16 protein-coding genes are annotated in these 16,369 nt (G+C 64.9%); 10 read left to right on the top strand and 6 right to left on the bottom strand.

The annotated features are described in order from the left end of the window. Nucleotides 1-46: 46 nt before the first annotated feature. From RM96_RS33640 to RM96_RS33620, 5 genes are all read right to left on the bottom strand, one after another. The gene (locus RM96_RS33640) at nt 47-1,519 is read right to left on the bottom strand and encodes an NAD(P)(+) transhydrogenase (Re/Si-specific) subunit beta (RefSeq protein WP_039016088.1); all 1,473 of its coding nucleotides are present in this window, start codon (nt 1,517-1,519) and stop codon (nt 47-49) included. Further along, entirely contained in the window at nt 1,516-1,839 is a 324-nt protein-coding gene (locus RM96_RS33635) for an NAD(P) transhydrogenase subunit alpha (RefSeq protein WP_039016087.1), read from the bottom strand. Before RM96_RS33635 ends, RM96_RS33640 begins: the two co-directional genes overlap by 4 nt. Before the next feature lie 81 nt (nt 1,840-1,920). Beyond that, nucleotides 1,921-3,027, bottom strand: a complete 1,107-nt coding sequence (locus RM96_RS33630; RefSeq protein WP_039016086.1) for an HAD family hydrolase — start codon at nt 3,025-3,027, stop codon at nt 1,921-1,923. Nucleotides 3,028-3,032: 5 nt separating this feature from the next. Next, the gene (gene panD, locus RM96_RS33625) at nt 3,033-3,395 is read right to left on the bottom strand and encodes an aspartate 1-decarboxylase (RefSeq protein WP_039016085.1); all 363 of its coding nucleotides are present in this window, start codon (nt 3,393-3,395) and stop codon (nt 3,033-3,035) included. 60 nt (nt 3,396-3,455) lie between these two features. Beyond that, nucleotides 3,456-4,577 carry a Re/Si-specific NAD(P)(+) transhydrogenase subunit alpha gene (locus tag RM96_RS33620; protein ID WP_039016084.1) on the bottom strand — a complete coding sequence of 374 codons (1,122 nt, stop codon included), beginning with the start codon at nt 4,575-4,577 and terminating at the stop codon, nt 3,456-3,458. Nucleotides 4,578-4,850: 273 nt separating this feature from the next. Here RM96_RS33620 and RM96_RS33615 point away from each other — a divergent pair, with 273 nt between their 5' ends. Both RM96_RS33615 and mnmA read left to right on the top strand, forming a co-directional pair. Then, nucleotides 4,851-5,342, top strand: coding sequence for an NUDIX hydrolase (locus tag RM96_RS33615; RefSeq protein WP_193752572.1), 492 nt, complete (start codon nt 4,851-4,853; stop codon nt 5,340-5,342). After that, entirely contained in the window at nt 5,339-6,418 is a 1,080-nt protein-coding gene (gene mnmA, locus RM96_RS33610; protein ID WP_039016082.1) for a tRNA 2-thiouridine(34) synthase MnmA, read from the top strand. The genes RM96_RS33615 and mnmA overlap by 4 nt, the downstream gene beginning before the upstream one ends. A 65-nt stretch (nt 6,419-6,483) precedes the next feature. Here mnmA and RM96_RS33605 read toward each other — a convergent pair whose 3' ends face one another. Then, on the bottom strand, nt 6,484-7,098 hold the full coding sequence (locus RM96_RS33605) for a glutathione S-transferase family protein (RefSeq protein WP_039016081.1): 615 nt from the start codon (nt 7,096-7,098) through the stop codon (nt 6,484-6,486). 369 nt (nt 7,099-7,467) lie between these two features. Between RM96_RS33605 and purB the strand changes: the two genes are divergently transcribed. The 8 genes from purB (at nt 7,468) to RM96_RS33565 (ending at nt 16,244) form a co-directional block, all read left to right on the top strand. Continuing rightward, nucleotides 7,468-8,844 (top strand): adenylosuccinate lyase, encoded by a 1,377-nt coding sequence (gene purB / locus RM96_RS33600; RefSeq protein WP_039016080.1) that lies wholly within the window; start codon nt 7,468-7,470, stop codon nt 8,842-8,844. A 248-nt stretch (nt 8,845-9,092) separates the two neighbouring features. Further along, nucleotides 9,093-9,647, top strand: coding sequence for a cytochrome b (locus RM96_RS33595; RefSeq protein WP_039016079.1), 555 nt, complete (start codon nt 9,093-9,095; stop codon nt 9,645-9,647). A gap of 71 nt (nt 9,648-9,718) precedes the next feature. Further along, nucleotides 9,719-10,291: a YceI family protein gene (locus tag RM96_RS33590; protein WP_039016078.1), complete on the top strand. Its 573-nt coding sequence runs from the start codon at nt 9,719-9,721 to the stop codon at nt 10,289-10,291. Nucleotides 10,292-10,376: 85 nt separating this feature from the next. Further along, nucleotides 10,377-10,967 (top strand): YceI family protein, encoded by a 591-nt coding sequence (locus RM96_RS33585; RefSeq protein ID WP_039016077.1) that lies wholly within the window; start codon nt 10,377-10,379, stop codon nt 10,965-10,967. Nucleotides 10,968-11,351: 384 nt separating this feature from the next. Then, nucleotides 11,352-12,743 carry a class I SAM-dependent methyltransferase gene (locus tag RM96_RS33580; protein ID WP_039016076.1) on the top strand — a complete coding sequence of 464 codons (1,392 nt, stop codon included), beginning with the start codon at nt 11,352-11,354 and terminating at the stop codon, nt 12,741-12,743. A gap of 25 nt (nt 12,744-12,768) precedes the next feature. Beyond that, a complete protein-coding gene (locus RM96_RS33575) occupies nt 12,769-14,100 on the top strand; it encodes a sensor histidine kinase (protein ID WP_039016075.1) in 1,332 nt (443 codons plus the stop codon). Between the two features lie 6 nt (nt 14,101-14,106). Next, nucleotides 14,107-15,240, top strand: coding sequence for a hybrid sensor histidine kinase/response regulator (locus RM96_RS33570; protein WP_039016074.1), 1,134 nt, complete (start codon nt 14,107-14,109; stop codon nt 15,238-15,240). Continuing rightward, on the top strand, nt 15,237-16,244 hold the full coding sequence (locus RM96_RS33565; RefSeq protein ID WP_039016073.1) for a response regulator: 1,008 nt from the start codon (nt 15,237-15,239) through the stop codon (nt 16,242-16,244). The genes RM96_RS33570 and RM96_RS33565 overlap by 4 nt, the downstream gene beginning before the upstream one ends. Nucleotides 16,245-16,369: the final 125 nt, after the last annotated feature.

Genomic DNA, 16,369 nt, shown 5'->3' with positions numbered 1-16,369 from the left:
GGCACGGCCGGCAGGCGCCGGCCGGCCACCGGGAGAGGCGCCCGGCTTAGTCCACCGCCTTGAACATGTCTTCCACCACCTTCTTGGCGTCGCCGAACACCATCATGGTCTTGTCCATGTAGAACAGCTCGTTGTCCAGGCCGGCGTAGCCGGCGGCCATCGAACGCTTGTTCACAATGATGGTCTTGGCCTTGTAGGCCTCCAGGATCGGCATCCCGGCGATCGGCGAGTTGGGATCGGTCTTGGCCGCCGGGTTGACCACGTCGTTGGCGCCCAGCACCAGCACCACGTCGGCCTGGCCGAACTCGCTGTTGATGTCTTCCATCTCGAAGACCTGGTCGTAGGGCACCTCGGCCTCGGCCAGCAGCACGTTCATGTGGCCCGGCATGCGGCCCGCGACGGGGTGGATCGCGTACTTCACGGTCACGCCCTTCTCGGCCAGCTTCTCGGTCAGTTCCTTGAGCGCGTGTTGGGCGCGCGCCACGGCCAGGCCGTAACCCGGCACGATGATCACGGTTTCGGCGTTGCCCATCAGGAACGCCGCGTCGTCGGCCGAGCCCGACTTCACATTGCGTTGCTGCGCGCCGCCGACTGCCGCCGCCGCGGTTGCACCGCCAAAGCCGCCCAGCAGCACGTTGAAGAACGACCGGTTCATCGCCTTGCACATGATGTACGAGAGGATGGCACCGGAGGAGCCCACCAGCGAGCCGGCAATGATCAGCATCGGGTTGTTCAGCGAGAAGCCGATGCCCGCCGCCGCCCAGCCCGAGTACGAGTTCAGCATCGACACCACCACCGGCATGTCGGCGCCGCCGATCGGGATGATGATCAGCACGCCCAGCACGAAGGCGATCGCCAGCATCAGCAGGAACGGCAGCCAGTCCTGCGACAGGAAGAAGATGACGCCGAAGCCGAGCATCGCCACCGCCAGCAGCAGGTTCAGCCAGTGCTGGCCGGCAAACGCCACCGGCGCGCCCTGGAACAGGCGGAACTTATAGCGCCCGGACAGCTTGCCGAAGGCGATCACCGAACCCGAGAAGGTGATCGCACCGACGAAGCAGCCGATGAACAGCTCGATCCGGTTGCCCATCGGGATCAGGTGCGAGCCCGCCGGCGTGATGCCGAACGCCGCCGGCTCGGCCACTGCCGCCACCGCGATGAACACCGCGGCCAGACCGATCAGCGAGTGCATCGCCGCGACCAGTTCCGGCATCTTGGTCATCTCGACCTTCTTCGCCACGTAGGCGCCGATGCCGCCGCCGACCACCAGCGCGCCGAAGATCAGGGCCAGGCCGGTACCTACCGACGACTGCGCCGTGCCCGCCGCGAGGAATTCATTCTTCAGCTTGACGATCAGCGCCAGCGTGGTCACCACGGCGATGGCCATGCCGATCATGCCGAAGGCATTGCCCTTGCGCGCCGAAGCCGGGTGGGAAAGGCCCTTGAGCGCCTGGATGAAGCAGACCGACGCGACCAGGTAGAGCAGGGTGACGAGGTTCATGCTGACGAGTTCCATCATGCGCCCTCCTTGCTACCAGCCTTGGCCTTCGGCTCTTTCTTCTTGAACATCTCCAGCATGCGCTGGGTGACCAGGAAGCCGCCGAACACGTTGACCGCGGCGAGCGCCACCGCCAGCGTGCCCATCACGCGCCCGACACCGCCTTCGGTCAGGCCGGCCGCGAGCATTGCGCCGACGATGATGATGGCCGAGATCGCATTCGTCACGGCCATCAGCGGGGTGTGCAGGGCCGGCGTGACCGTCCAGACCACGTGGTAACCCACGTAGATCGCCAGCACGAAGATGATCAGGTTGATCACCGTGTGGTTCACCATCTCCATCGACTTCTCCTCCTTTGCTTTGAATCCTGGATGCCGCTTGTCTTTTCTGTGTGTGGTGCGAACGACCGGGACGCGGCCGCTCTAGGGAGCCTGAGCGGGCGCCTGGGCCGAGGCTGCGGCAGCCGCCGGGGCCGGGAACACGCGCCCCCAGTCGCGCTTCATGCTGACCACGGTCCAGCCGCGCTCGGCAGCGGCGCGCAGCGATGCGTTGTCGGCTTCCCCGTAGGCCAGCTCGCGGTCCATGTCGTCATGATTGACCAGCAGCTGGAACGACGAGCCCTTGCGCGCCTGCGAGTACGAGAGCATCGCGATGTCGCCCTTGCCGCCCACATTGCCCGCCGCAAAGACCGGCCGCTTGCCGATCTGCAAGGCGATGTTGGCCGGCTTGACCTGCTTGTCATTGAAGCTTTCCATCTTCGGCTCGCGCCAGACCTGGTTCTCGCGGCCGTTCTCCCGGAACAGCGTTGCCAGCCGTGAGCCGATCACCTGCTGGGGCGGAATCCCATAATAGGACTGCGATATGACACGCATGAAATCGGTCGTGCCGCCGGAGCAGAGCCAGGTCTGGTAGCCGTGGGCGCGCAGCAGCGCGAGCAGCTCCAGCATTGGCTGGTAGGTGCCTTCACGCAGGGGGGCGTTCGATTTCGGGTGGCGCGCGCTCGCGAAGTAGCGGCGCACGTCGTTCTGGAAATCTTCGACGCTGGTATTGCCGTAAAGCTCGTTGAGGATGCGCAGCGCACCGGCTTCGCCGGTGGTCTTGAAGTAGGCCGAAGGATCGGCGAGGAATTCCTTGTAGGGCGAACGGTTTGCCAGTGCGGGTTCGGCCCTTGCGCGCTCTTGCGCGCGGTACACCACGAACAGCAGCTCCACCGCCGGGTCTTCGCGCCACAGCGTGCCGTCATTGTCGAAGGTCGCGATGCGGTCCTCCGGCGGCACGAAGTCCGGGCTGCCCGGCGTGGTGGTCTTGCTGACGAAATTCAGGATGGACTGCTTGACTGCGCCGTCGCGCCACGCCGGCAGCGGATCGGCTGCTATCTGCTGCGTGGCGCCGGCACCGCCGCCGGTGCTGCTGCATGCGGCGCAAAGCGCCAGCAGTCCTGCTCCTGCCGCCTGCGCGAGCCGCATGCCCAGGCGCGCACGCCATGGTGCGGCGCTGGAGACAGGTTCCGGACGCAGGCGCAGGGTCATGGACGTCAGACCTTCTTGATTTCCTTGATGCCGTTCTTCTCGTCGACCAGGATGATCTTCGGCTTGTAGGTGGCGATTTCTTCGTCGCTCATCGGCGCGTAGGTGCAGATGATCAGCTGGTCGCCCAGGTGCGCACGGCGTGCCGCGGCGCCGTTCAGCGAGATCTCGCCGCTCCCGCGTTCGCCCTTGATGATGTAGGTGGAGAAGCGCTCGCCGTTGTTGACGTTGTACAGCTCGATCTTCTCGAACTCCTTCATGTCGGCAGCTTCGAGCAGGTTCTCGTCGATGCCGCACGAACCCTCATAGTTGAGGTCCGCCTGCGTCACGGTGACGCGGTGGAGCTTCGCGCGGAGCATGATGCGTTGCATGGGTGATACGTCCTTATATTGATGCAAAGGCAGTGGGCGCCCGCGGGGCGCCCGATGAACTCACGCAGCCTGGCGCACGACCTGGCCGTCCCTGCTCATCAGGCAGGCAGCGACGATGTCGTCTTCCAGGTTGAGCGTGAAGTGGGCGTCCTTGTCGACGACCAGCTTGAGGAAATCCAGCACGTTGCGGGCGTAAAGCGCAGAGGCGTCCGCCGCGACCATGCTGGCAAGGTTGGTGTGGCCCACCAGGATGACGCCGTGGCGCTCGACCACTTCATCGGCCACGGTCAGCGGGCAGTTGCCGCCCTGCGCGGCGGCCAGGTCGACCACCACCGAGCCCGGCTTCATCTGCTGCACGGTGGCTTCCTGCAGCAGCACCGGCGCCTTGCGGCCGGGAATCAGCGCGGTGGTGATGACGATGTCGGCCTGGATCGCGCGCTGGTGGACCAGCTCCGCCTGCCGCTTCATCCAGTCGGGCGGCATCGGGCGGGCATAGCCGCCCACGCCCTGCGCGATCTCGCGTTCTTCGTCGGTGAGGAACGGCACGTCGAGGAACTTGCCGCCGAGCGATTCGATCTGCTCCTTCACGGCGGGGCGCACGTCTGAGGCCTCGATCACCGCGCCCAGCCGCTTGGCCGTCGCAATCGCCTGCAGGCCCGCCACGCCGGCGCCGAGGATCAGCACGCGGGCGGCCTTCACGGTGCCCGCAGCGGTCATCAGCATCGGCATGAAGCGCTGGTAATGGTGCGCGGCAACCAGCACGGCCTTGTAGCCGGCGATATTGGCCTGCGACGACAGCACGTCCATGCTCTGGGCGCGCGTGGTGCGCGGCGCGGCTTCCAGGGCGAAGGCGGTAATGTTCGCCGCCGCCATGCGCGCGTTGTTCTCCGCGTCGAAGGGATTGAGCATGCCCACCAGGACCGAGCCCGGCTTCATCTGCGCCAGTTCGGCGGCGTCCGGGGCGCGGACCTTCAGCACCAGTTGCGCACCGAGCGCGTCGGCGGCCGTGCCGATGGTCGCCCCGACCGCTTCGTACGCGCTGTCGGGCTGGCTCGCCCGCACGCCGGCACCGGCCTGCACGACGACCTTGTGGCCCTGCGCGACGTACTTCTTGACGGTCTCCGGGGTGGCGGCGACACGAGTCTCGCCGGCCCGCGTCTCCTGCGGGATGCCGATGTACATCGTCAATTTCTCCTTTTGCTGGCGTCGTATCTGATGGGCGGGCAGACGTCTGGCCCGTGTACGCCACTTCCGGGTTCGACTGCAGCGCACAATTTTTCCGCAGCTTACAGGAATCTGACGTTCAATGGTGACCACTCGGTCGGCTTTTGCAACAGTACTACAACGGCGTTTCAGCTTTGGCAGGACTGGCCAGCAGGCCGGTTCGCCGGCGCGCGGCGGTGCACGATGGTCCCGCAACCGGTAGAATGCCGGATTGCTTAAAAATTGTGCATCATGCCACGTGACTGGAATGCCAGCGTAACGGTAGCCGCGGTGATCGAACGCGGCGGCCGCTTCCTGCTGGTCGAAGAGGAAACCCCGGACGGCCTGCGACTGAACCAGCCGGCCGGCCACCTGGATCCGGGCGAAAGCCTGATCCGCGCCGTCATCCGCGAAACGCTGGAGGAGACCGCGCACACCTTCGAGCCACGCGCGCTGCTGGGCTGCTATATGGGCCGAGCAAGCTCGTCGCGAACCGGCGCCGACGTCACATACGTGCGCTTTGCCTTTACCGGCGACCTCGGCTCCCTGGATGCCGGGCGCCAGCTCGACACCGGCATCGTGCGCACCGTCTGGATGAGCGCGGAAGAACTGCGCGGCTGCCCGGAACGCCATCGCACGCCGCTGCTGATGGCCTGCGTGGATGATTACCTGGCCGGCAAGCGGTTTGCGCTCGACGCGCTCTACACGCACCCCTCGGTGCTGGCCGGCGGAGACGCGTCGTGAGCGGGAAGCGAGTCGTAGTGGGCATGTCGGGCGGCGTCGATTCGTCGGTCACCGCGTGGCTGCTCAAGCAGCAGGGCTATGAAGTCATCGGCCTGTTCATGAAGAACTGGGAAGACGATGACGATAGCGAGTATTGCTCCACGCGCCAGGACTGGCTTGACGTTGTGTCCGTCGCCGACCTGATCGGCGTGGACGTGGAGGCGGTCAATTTCGCGGCCGAGTACAAGGACCGCGTGTTTGCCGACTTCCTGCGCGAATATTCGGCCGGCCGCACGCCTAACCCGGACGTGCTGTGCAATGCCGAGATCAAGTTCAAGGCATTCCTCGACCACGCGATGTCGCTGGGCGCGGAGACCATTGCCACCGGCCACTATGCGCGCGTGCGCCAGGGCGAAAGCGGCAGGTTCGAGCTGCTCAAGGCATTCGACCACACCAAGGACCAGAGCTACTTCCTGCATCGCCTGAACCAGGCGCAGCTGTCGCGCACGCTGTTCCCGCTGGGCGAGATCCCCAAGACGCGCGTGCGCGAAATCGCGGCCGAGATCGGGCTGCCGAATGCGAAGAAGAAGGATTCGACTGGCATCTGCTTCATCGGCGAACGTCCATTCCGCGATTTCCTGAACCGCTACCTGCCGACCAGGCCGGGCCCGATGAAAACGCCGGAGGGCAGGGTGGTCGGCGAGCATATCGGGCTGGCGTTCTACACGCTGGGCCAGCGCAAGGGCATCGGCCTGGGAGGCAGCCGTGACGGCAATGGCGACGCCTGGTACGTGGCGCGCAAGGACATGGCGAGCAACACGCTGTATGTGGTGCAGGGCCACGACCATCCCTGGTTGCTGACGCCGGTGTTGTCGGCGGCGGACCTGTCGTGGGTGGCCGGCGAGCCGCCCGCAGCGGGGGCGGCCATGGCCGCCAAGACGCGCTACCGCCAGAGCGACGCAGCGTGCACGGTCGATGCCGTGGACGGCGACACGCTGAAGCTGGGGTTTGCCGCAGCGCAGTGGGCGGTGACGCCGGGCCAGTCGGCCGTGCTGTATGACGGGGATATCTGCCTGGGAGGCGGCATCATCCAATAAGGAAGAAGGAAGAAGGAAGCAAAACGCCGGCGCGAAGCCGGCGTTTTTCATATGGCTGGTCTGGCTCAGCCGCGCGGCGGCTCGGTGTCGATGAAGGACTGGCGCTTGGCCATTTTTTCCTCGAACGCCACGAGATTTGGGTGGCGCTCGCGCCAGGGGATTTCCGGGAAGCGGAAGTCGAGGTACGAGAGCGCGCAGCCCACTGCGATATCCGCCAGCGAATAATGATTGCCGGTGCAGAAGGGGCGATCGGCCAGGCCGTTCGACATCGCTGCCAGCGCGGCATCGATCTTGCCGAGCTGGCGCTGGACCCAGCGCTCGCTGCGTTCATGGGGTTCGCGCTGGGTGTGTTCCAGGCGGGCCAGCAGGGCAGCGTCCAGCAGGCCGTCGGCCAGCGCCTCCCAGCAACGGACTTCCAGGCGTTCGCGCCCGCCTTGCGGGATCAGCCGGCTGACCGGGGTGAGCGTATCCACGTATTCGACGATCACGCGCGAGTCGAAGATTGCGCCGCCGTCTTCCATGACCAGGCAAGGCACCTTGCCGAGCGGGTTGTACTGGCCGATGACCGTGTCGGGTGACCAGACGTTCTCTTCGATCAACTGGTAGTCGATCTTCTTTTCCGCCATGACTACGCGCACCTTGCGCGCGTAGGGACTGGTATGGCTCGCAAACAGCTTCATGTTCTCCCCTTGAGCTTGTTATGAAGTGCATCGACGCTCCATGGCAAGGCTGGCTGCGGGGCGCGCCTCTCTTGCCCGATGCACTTCATAACAGGCTACTGGAACGGCGAGCGCGAGTATACCCGCGCCAGATGACGAATGCGGCCTCCCGTACGGATGTCCCACGGCGCCGGTGGACGGCTGCCCCGGAGCAGGGGGTTGGATGGTAAAATCCCGCGTTGCGCGGCGCCGGCCGGTCGGCGCCAGGTGCGTGGTGCGGCGGATCGGTCGCATCGCCAGTCGCCTTCCAGCCCTGCAGGACGCGGTCCCGTTACTGCGCCATTTACTGCAATCCATTCCGTTCTCCTCTCTATCTCCCCGGTTGCCAGCATGTCCACCTCTTCGCTTTCGCCGCTCACCGCCCTGTCTCCCATCGATGGCCGCTATGCCTCCAAGGCCGATGCGCTGCGCGAATGGCTCTCTGAAGCAGCCTTCATGCGCAACCGCGTCAAGGTCGAGGTGCACTGGCTGATCGCGCTGTCGCAGGCCGGCCTGCCGGACATGCCGAAGTTCTCGCCGGCTTCGGAAGCCGCGCTGCTGGCGCTGGTGGACAAGTTCTCGGAAGCCGATGCCGGGCGCATCAAGGAAATCGAAGCCGTCACCAACCACGACGTGAAGGCCGTGGAGTACTGGCTCAAGGAGCAGGTCAAGGGCAACGCCGAACTGGAAGCCGCCAGCGAATTCATTCACTTCGCCTGCACCTCGGAAGACATCAACAACACCTCGCACGGCATGATGCTCAAGGGCGCCCGCGAGGGCGTGGTGGTGCCGGCGCTCAAGCGCGTGCAGGCCCGCCTGGTGGAACTGGCAAAGCTCAACGCCACCCAGCCGATGCTGTCGCGCACGCATGGCCAGCCGGCCAGCCCGACCACGCTGGGCAAGGAAATGGCCAACGTGGCCGCCCGCCTGGCGCGCGCCATCCAGCGCATCGAGCAGGTGGAACTGCTGGGCAAGATGAACGGCGCGGTCGGCAACTACAACGCGCACCTGTCGGCATACCCGGCGTTCGACTGGGAAGCCTTCTCGAAGCAGGTCATCGAGACCCGCCTGGGCCTGACCTTCAACCCATACACCATCCAGATCGAGCCGCACGACTACATGGCCGAGCTGTTCGACGCCATCGCCCGCGCCAACACCATCCTGCTCGACCTGAACCGCGACGTCTGGGGCTATATCTCGCTGGGCTACTTCAAGCAGAAGACCAAGGCCGGCGAGATCGGCTCGTCGACCATGCCGCACAAGGTCAACCCGATCGATTTCGAGAACTCCGAAGGCAACCTCGGCCTGGCCAATGCCGTGCTGCGCCACCTGTCGGAGAAGCTGCCGGTGTCGCGCTGGCAGCGTGACCTGACCGATTCCACCGTGCTGCGCAATATGGGCGTGGCCTTCGGCTACAGCCTGCTGGCCTACGAGGCCTGCCTGCGCGGCCTGGGCAAGCTGGAAACCAACCCCGAACGCCTCAACGAAGACCTGGACAACTGCTGGGAAGTGCTGGCCGAGCCGGTCCAGACCGTGATGCGCCGCTTCGGCGTGCCCAACCCCTACGAGCAGCTCAAGGAGCTGACCCGCGGCAAGGGCATCTCGCGCGAGGCGCTGCGGACCTTCATCAACGGCCTGGCGATTCCGGACGATGCGAAGAAACTGCTGCTGGAGATGACACCCGCCAGCTACATCGGCAAGGCCGTGGTCCTAGCCGAGCGCGTCTGACCGCCCTGAGCCAGCCGGCCCAACAGGCCGGCGCCACGAAAGAGCCACCCGCCGGGGTGGCTTTTTTGTTGGGCGGGCTGCGGCAGAATGTTACTTCAAAGCATTTGAATAACTTAATTAAGGACTGTCCTGCACCTGCGCACATTCCGCGGCAATAATGCGAGAATTCATAGCGCGGGGGCGGTTTGCCCCGGCGCCGGCTTTCCCCAAAGATTGTGAAACGCCCGTGACACGGGCAGAGGAATTCGATGCGTTCCACCGCCAAGGCCGTTCCTGGCTATAGCGCCACTGCAATTGGGCTTCACTGGATCATTGCCCTGCTGATTTTCGCGGCATTCGGGCTCGGTCTATATATGACCGGCATCCCGGGCCTGACGCCCACTAAGCTGAAGCTGTTCTCGTGGCACAAGTGGCTTGGCGTTACCATATTCGCCATCGCCGTGCTGCGCGTGCTGTGGCGCGCCACGCACGCCGCGCCACCGGTCGCCGCCGGCACGCCCGCCTGGCAGGCCAGGGCGGCCGAGGGTGCGCACCACCTGCTCTATGTGCTGATCCTGGTGGTGCCAATCACCGGCTACCTGTACAGCTCCGCGGCCGGCGTTCCGGTTGTCTATCTCGGCCTGTGGAAGATGCCGGCCCTGATCGGACAGAATGACGAGCTCAAGGAAGTGCTCAAGTTCGCCCATGCCTGGCTGAACTACCTGATGGCCGCAGTGGTGGTCGTGCATGCGGCAGCGGCAGTCAAGCACCAGCTGATCGACCGTGACGGCACGCTGGGCCGCATGCTGCCGTTCCTCAGGTAAGTACCCGCATCCGATTACAACCCCGGTTCTGACACGCGGCGCCCGGCGCCGCCACCGACAGGAGTCACTAGATGAAACGCATTCCCCGCCCCGGCTCGCTCTTGATGGCCGCTGTCCTGGCCACCACCGGCGTTGCCGCCAACCTTGCTTGGGCGCAGATCGACGCCGCCAAGAGTTCGGTTACCGCGGTCGCGCGCCAGATTGGCGTGCCGATGGAGGGCAAGTTCAGGAAATTCGATGCAACGGTCGATTTCGATCCCGCCAAGCTGGCCACCTCGTCGGCCAAGGTGGAGATCGATGTCTCCAGCTTCGAGATCGGCGATGCCGAGACCACCAGGGAATTGAAGGGCAAGGACTGGTTCGACTCGGCGAAATATCCCAAGGCCGTGTTCCAGTCGACCAGCATCAAGAACGGTGCGCCGGGCAAGTATGAAGTGGCCGGCAAGCTGACCATCAAGGGCAAGACCCAGGACGTGGTGGTGCCCGCGACCTACCGCCAGGACAGCGGCGGCCAGGTGTTTGAAGGTGTGCTGCCGATCAAGCGCACCGTGTTCAATATCGGCGACGGCGAGTGGAAGGACACTTCTGTCGTGGCCGACGACGTCCAGATCAAATTCCGCATCGTGAACGTGGCAAAGAAGTGAGACCTGGCCCCGCCCGGTCCCATGTCTTGAATATCCCTTGCCACCCCTTTTGACGTTCCTCTCCAACCTTTTGTCGGGAGATCCCATGAAACTGCGTACCCTCTTTGCCGCCGTCGCGGCTGTTTCGGCAACCGCCGCCTTTGGCGTGGCTTCGGCCAACACGGTGACCTACAACCTCGATCCGACCCATACCTACCCGAGCTTCGAAGCCGACCACCTTGGTGGCCTGTCGACCTGGCGCGGCAAGTTCGAGAAGTCGAGCGGGGTGGTCACGCTGGACCGCGCCGCCAAGGCTGGCACGGTTGATGTCAAGATCGACCCAGCCTCGATCGATTTCGGCAACACCAAGCTGAACCAGCACGTCAAGGGCCCGGACATGTTCGACGTGGAAGCCTTCCCCGAGGCCTCCTACAAGGGCAAGTTCTCGAAGTTCAAGGGTGATGTGCCGACCGAGGTCGATGGCATCCTGACGCTGCACGGCGTGTCCAAGCCGGTCAAGCTCGAAATCCGCGATTTCAAGTGCATCCAGCACCCGATGCTCAAGCGCGAAGCGTGCGGCGCCGATGCCGTGGGCACCTTCAACCGCGCCGATTTCGGCATCGACTACGGCGTGAAGATGGGCTTCAAGCCCGAAGTCAAGCTCGCCATCCAGGTGGAAGGCGTGAAGGCGGAGTAAGGGTGGAGCAAGCCCGCGCATTGCGGCCACGCCAGTGGCCGCAATGTCCGCAAGCATGAAGAAGGGCCGGCATTGCCGGCCTTTTTCATTGGTGAAAGCCCTAGCCTGGGGCGGAATATGCACTTGGTTGTACGCCGCGCGATAGCCACAGTACAATGGGCCGCTACAATTCCGCCACCATCAGGGTCGTCCAGGCGCGCGCCCCCAAGCCAGAAGCGCCCGCCCCCTGCCCGCAACAGGTAATAGCGCATCATATGAGCATTAGCTGCATCCCCTGACCGGTAGCCGCTCCCGCGACCCCCTCGCCCCTCCTGTGCTGTACCCGGCCGTTCTGCCCTGGCTGTATGGCCCGCAGCGTTTCTCGGATTTCCCTGGCGCAATACCGTGTATTCCAAAACGCAAATCGATCCGGTAGTTAGTTTCCGCAACTCGCAGGGCGAGCAGGTGCGGGGCACGATCATCAATCTCCAGAGAAAGTCTCTGGTGATGGAAATCTACAATCCGTATTCGATCGTCCAGGTCAGCGAGGTGCTGAGCGAGCTTAGCGTCCGCATGGGCTCGAAGAACGCCTATCTCGGCAAGGCCGTGGTCATGAGCCTGGTGAATACCGGCCTGACCGCGGTGGTTTCGCTGACCCTGATCGACGAATGGCGCGAGCTGAGCGACCTCAATAACGAGCCCAAGTCCGTGGCGCGCGAGGCCGAGCTGTTCGTGCAGGACTGGGACACGCGTTTCAATATCCGGCGCGACTACCAGATCGTGGTCAACGAGATGCGCGCCTTCCTCTCGGAAGTATCGCGCTGGGTGGAGCAGGTCGACCTGACCGAATCGCTGCCCAAGAACGAAGGCCGCCTGCGTGAAGACGTGTTTTACGAGCTGGCCACGCCGATCATGCTCAAGGTCAAGACCTACCTGGACTGGCTCGAGGGCGAAGCGCAGCGTGTCGATCCCGAGATCGCGCCGGTGCACCGCACCTATGCACAGGCTGCGTTGCATCCGCTGCTGCTGCGTGCGCCGTTCGTGTACCGGACCTTCACCAAGCCGCTGGGCTATGCCGGCGACTACGAAATGGTGAACCAGATCCTGGGCGATCCGCAGCAGGGCCCGACCACGTATTTCCAGATCGTCAACACCGCTTTCCTGAAGGCCGCGGTGGCTACGGCGCACCGCAACCGCATTGAACTGCTGATCGATTTCCTGACGCGTCAGGCCGAGCGCGCCAAGGCCGCGGGCAGGCCGTTCCGCGTCCTGAACGTGGGCTGCGGCCCGGCGTTCGAGATCCAGCGCTTCGTGCGCGAGTACCCGAATCCGGAAATGCTGTCGTTCCAGCTGGTGGACTTCAGCGAGGAAACGCTGGAATACACCCGCGCCTCGATCGAGCGCTCCGCGGCTTCGGCAGGCAAGAAGGTAGCCGTCGAGATGGTGCACCAGTCAGTCCACGAGCTGCTCAAGCGGCGCATCTCGCCGGACGACGTGGATGCGCGCGAGTTCGACGCCGTCTATTGCGCAGGCCTGTTCGATTACCTCTCGGACAAGGTCTGCTCGCGCCTGCTGGCGTACTTTGCGTCGCGCACGAAGCCCGGCGGGCAGGTACTGGTGACCAACGTGCATGCCGACAATCCGGAAAAGTTTGGCATGGAACACTTGCTCGAGTGGTACCTGATCTACCGCGACAATCCCGGCATGGCGCAGCTGCTGCCCGAGAACTCGCACCAGCATCGGATCTACGTCGACACCACCGGCGTCAATGTGTTCGCCGAAGCCACCATCCAATGAGGCAGTGCTGCAGGGCCAACAAGCGATGAGTACGAATCAACTTTACGCGGGCTACCAGTCCGAGCTGGCGGATTTTCGCCTGGCGTTCAGCCGCGGCGGCGCCTATACCGCCATCGTGCTGGTCATGCTGGGGGTGGGGCTCGACTATGGCCAGTATCCGCAGCAGCAACTGGTCTTCGGCGTTGCGCGGGTGCTGGTCTCGCTGCTGATCGCGGGCGTGGTGGTGATGCTGTACAGCGCGGCGGGGCGCCGCTTTGCGCCGTGGCTGACGCTGACCTGGCTGCTGCTGCCGCAGATCATGATCGCGTGGATGATCTCGCAGACCGAAGGGGTGGAGTCGCCTTACTACGTCGGCCTGAACCTGGCGATCTTCGCATCTGGCATAGCGCTGCCGTTCGGGCTATGGCAGAACCTGGTGTTCGGGATTCTCTCCTACGTGCTGTATGCGCTCGCCTGCCTGCTCCATCCGGGCGGGATCGAGCCGGTTGGGACCTTTATCGCCAATTCGCTGTTCCTGCTGTTCGCGGCTGCGGCCAGCGGCGTGTACACCTTCTTCAACGAGCGTGCGCGCTTCATGCTGTTCCGCCTCAAGGCCGAGGTGGCGGAGAAGAATGGCGAGCTGGAGGTGATCAACCGCAAGCTGGTCGACATCAAGGGCCAGATGCTGCAGCAGGAAAAGATGGCCGCGATCGGTACGCTCGCGGCGGGTCTGCTGCACGAAGTGAACAACCCGGTCAATTTCTGCCTGATGGCGATTGAAGTGGCGATGGAAGAGCCGCAGGCCAAGGAGAACCCGTCGCTGGAGGAATGCCTGGTCGACGCCAAGCAGGGGATGCAGCGCATCCAGCATATCGTCTCCGACCTCAAGACCTTCGCCTATCGCAAGCCCGGCGCCGAGGTGGAAGGCACGCCGTTCCTGTTCGAAAAGGCGCTCGATTCGTCGATTCGCCTGACCGCGCATGAACTGCGCGGGGTCAAGGTTACGCGCGAACTGCCCGATGACACGCTGGTAATGGGCGACGAGGCGGCAATCATTGGCGTGCTGATCAATCTTTTCTCGAATGCTGCGCTGGCGATGCGCAAGGCGGCCACGCCCTCGCCGGCCATCCATACCACGGTGAAATGGGCTGACCACCGCCTGCATGTCACGGTGCGCGACAACGGCCCCGGCATCGCCCCCGAAAACCTGGCGCGCGTGTTCGAGCCGTTCTTCACCACGCGCGAAGTGGGGCAGGGGCTGGGCCTTGGCCTGTCGATCAGCTACGCGGTGATCGAGCGCCACGGCGGCCAGTTGTTTGCCGAAAGCGAACTCGGCCAGTGGGCAGCATTCAGTTTCGACCTGCCGCGCGCGGAGTAAGGTGCCATGACCGAGGTCCAGCAAACGCGGCTTACCGTTCTCTACGTCGACGACGAGGAGATGGCGTGCAAGTATTTCGCGCGGGCGGCGGGCAGCGAGTATGAGGTCCTGCTCGCCGGCAGCGCCGACGAGGCCGTTGCCACGCTGCGCGCCGAAGGGGCACGCATCGCGGTCCTGGTGACGGACTTCCGCATGCCTGGGCGCGACGGCGGCGACCTGCTGCGTCAGGTGGCGCAGGACTACCCGCAGATCGTGCGCATCCTGGTAACGGCCTACGCCGACAAGGACATGCTGCTGCAGACGGTCAACACCGGCGAGGTGTTCCGCATCCTGGAAAAGCCGCTGAGCGTGGCCGATGTGCGCGACGTGCTGGGGCGCGCCGCCGAGCGGCACCGTGAGCGGGCCCTGCGCCAGCAGCGGCTGATGGCGATCGACGAGACGCTGGCCTTCCTGGCGCATGAGCTGAACACGCCGCTGGCAGCCATCGCCAATTTCGCGCGCGGCATCGAGAGCCGTGTCGCCGGCGAATTCAGCGCGCAGCGCCAGGGCGAGATCGGACAGGCCGCCGGCGCCATGCGCGACAACGCACAGTATTGCCTGGCAGTGCTGTCGTCGTTCCTGCAGTCGGTGCGCAGCACAGCCGGCTCCGCGCCGCCCAGGCCGGAACGCGGCGTCGACGTCAGCGCGGGTGTGCTGGTGTCTTCGCTGCTGGATACCTATCCGTTCACGGGCGAGCAGCGCGGCTGGGTCCAGGTCGAGATGCACGGAGATTTTCCGGTGCAGACATTGCCCAACTGCGTGGCGCTGGTGCTCTCTTCGGTGATGAGCAACGCGCTGCGGGCGCTGGGCAATATCGCCGCGCCGTCATTGCGTTTCGTCGTGGTGGCGCAGCCGCACCAGGAAATCCGCATCTGCGACAACGGGCCCGGCATTCCGCCCGAAGTGATGGATCGCCTGCTGGTCGATCCCGTGACGACCCACGCCAGTGCCGGAGGCAGCGGCCTGGGCATGATTTTTTGCAACCGCGTCATGCAGTCCTTTGGCGGCGCCATCCGGATCGCGTCCGCGTCCGGTGCCGGCACGACGGTGACGCTGGACTTCCCAAATACCAGGAATCGAATGCATAGGAGTGATCGATGAGCGAACCGAATGCCACGCAGGCACCACCACCGGCGATTCTGTTCGTCGATGATGAGGCCACGGCTGTCAAATATTTCCAGCGCGCGATCGGCGCACTGGCGCCGGTGGTGACCGGCGGCTCGGTCGAGGAAGGCAAGGCGCTGCTGGATGCTCACGCGGACAGCCTGGCCGTGCTGGTGTCGGACCAGCGCATGCCCGGCGAGTACGGCAATGAACTGCTGCGCTACGCGCGCGAGCGCTACCCGCATATCGTGCGGATCCTGACCACCGCCTACTCCGAGCTGGACCAGACCGTCGATGCCGTCAACCAGGGCCAGATCCACCGCTACATCAAGAAGCCGTGGGACATCACCGCGCTGCGCATGGAACTGAAGCAGGCGCTCGAACTGGCCGGCCTGCGCAAGGAGCGCGACCAGCTGGTGCGCGAGAAGCTGAGCGTGCTGCAGAAGCAGACCGTGGCCACGCGCATCGGCATGGTGCATGCGCTGTGCGCCAGCCTGATCGGGCCCGGCCGCTTCCAGCCGGTCGAGACCTACCTGGCCGCTACCGCGCTGGCCGGCGCGCGCAATGCGGAGCCGGACTGGCAGCGCATGGACTATGCGGACCTGGTGGGTGCCGAGAGCGAGCGCTGCGGCAGCTTCGGCCATGCGGTCGGCACGCGGCTGGCTGAACTGCGCACGCGTCATGCAGGCCGCGGCGCGGCCGACGCGGCGGCGGTGGTGTCCGAGACGCTGGGCGACGCCTCCGTGCGCCGCGACGGCGATGCGGTGATCTGGACCGCGCCGGTCACCCTGAGCGAATTCCTCGCCAAGCCGGTGGGCGAAGCCGTCTCCGCGCAGCACGCCGGCTGGCTGGCATCGCTGCTGTGGGTGGAAGAGGCGGGCGGTGCGCTGCTGTTCGCGCGTGAAGGCGATACTATCGCCTGCCGTGCCGGCGCGCGTGCCGACAGCTTTGCTTCGGACCGGCTGGCCGCGTGGATCGAGCGGCTGTCCGAGACAAGCTGACATGGTCGGCTCCGGCAACAAAAAAATGCACCCGAGGGTGTAATGCCGTTCAGTTAAGGTCCTTTCTCAGGAACCGAACGGTGTAACGAGAAGGTCGAGACTTAACGACCCGTGCGCATGTGCGT

It is taken from the genome of Cupriavidus sp. IDO (assembly GCF_000812465.1).
Lineage (GTDB): Bacteria > Pseudomonadota > Gammaproteobacteria > Burkholderiales > Burkholderiaceae > Cupriavidus.
This window is presented reverse-complemented; position numbering and strand designations above follow the sequence as displayed.

Coding starts and splice junctions, on each gene's coding strand:
- RM96_RS33640 (WP_039016088.1), bottom strand. CDS start 1,519: ATGATGGAACTCGTCAGCATGAACCTCGTCACCCTGCTCTACCTGGTC.
- RM96_RS33635 (WP_039016087.1), bottom strand. CDS start 1,839: ATGGAGATGGTGAACCACACGGTGATCAACCTGATCATCTTCGTGCTG.
- RM96_RS33630 (WP_039016086.1), bottom strand. CDS start 3,027: ATGACCCTGCGCCTGCGTCCGGAACCTGTCTCCAGCGCCGCACCATGG.
- panD (WP_039016085.1), bottom strand. CDS start 3,395: ATGCAACGCATCATGCTCCGCGCGAAGCTCCACCGCGTCACCGTGACG.
- RM96_RS33620 (WP_039016084.1), bottom strand. CDS start 4,577: ATGTACATCGGCATCCCGCAGGAGACGCGGGCCGGCGAGACTCGTGTC.
- RM96_RS33615 (WP_193752572.1), top strand. CDS start 4,851: ATGCCACGTGACTGGAATGCCAGCGTAACGGTAGCCGCGGTGATCGAA.
- RM96_RS33605 (WP_039016081.1), bottom strand. CDS start 7,098: ATGAAGCTGTTTGCGAGCCATACCAGTCCCTACGCGCGCAAGGTGCGC.
- purB (WP_039016080.1), top strand. CDS start 7,468: ATGTCCACCTCTTCGCTTTCGCCGCTCACCGCCCTGTCTCCCATCGAT.
- RM96_RS33595 (WP_039016079.1), top strand. CDS start 9,093: ATGCGTTCCACCGCCAAGGCCGTTCCTGGCTATAGCGCCACTGCAATT.
- RM96_RS33590 (WP_039016078.1), top strand. CDS start 9,719: ATGAAACGCATTCCCCGCCCCGGCTCGCTCTTGATGGCCGCTGTCCTG.
- RM96_RS33585 (WP_039016077.1), top strand. CDS start 10,377: ATGAAACTGCGTACCCTCTTTGCCGCCGTCGCGGCTGTTTCGGCAACC.
- RM96_RS33575 (WP_039016075.1), top strand. CDS start 12,769: ATGAGTACGAATCAACTTTACGCGGGCTACCAGTCCGAGCTGGCGGAT.
- RM96_RS33570 (WP_039016074.1), top strand. CDS start 14,107: ATGACCGAGGTCCAGCAAACGCGGCTTACCGTTCTCTACGTCGACGAC.
- RM96_RS33565 (WP_039016073.1), top strand. CDS start 15,237: ATGAGCGAACCGAATGCCACGCAGGCACCACCACCGGCGATTCTGTTC.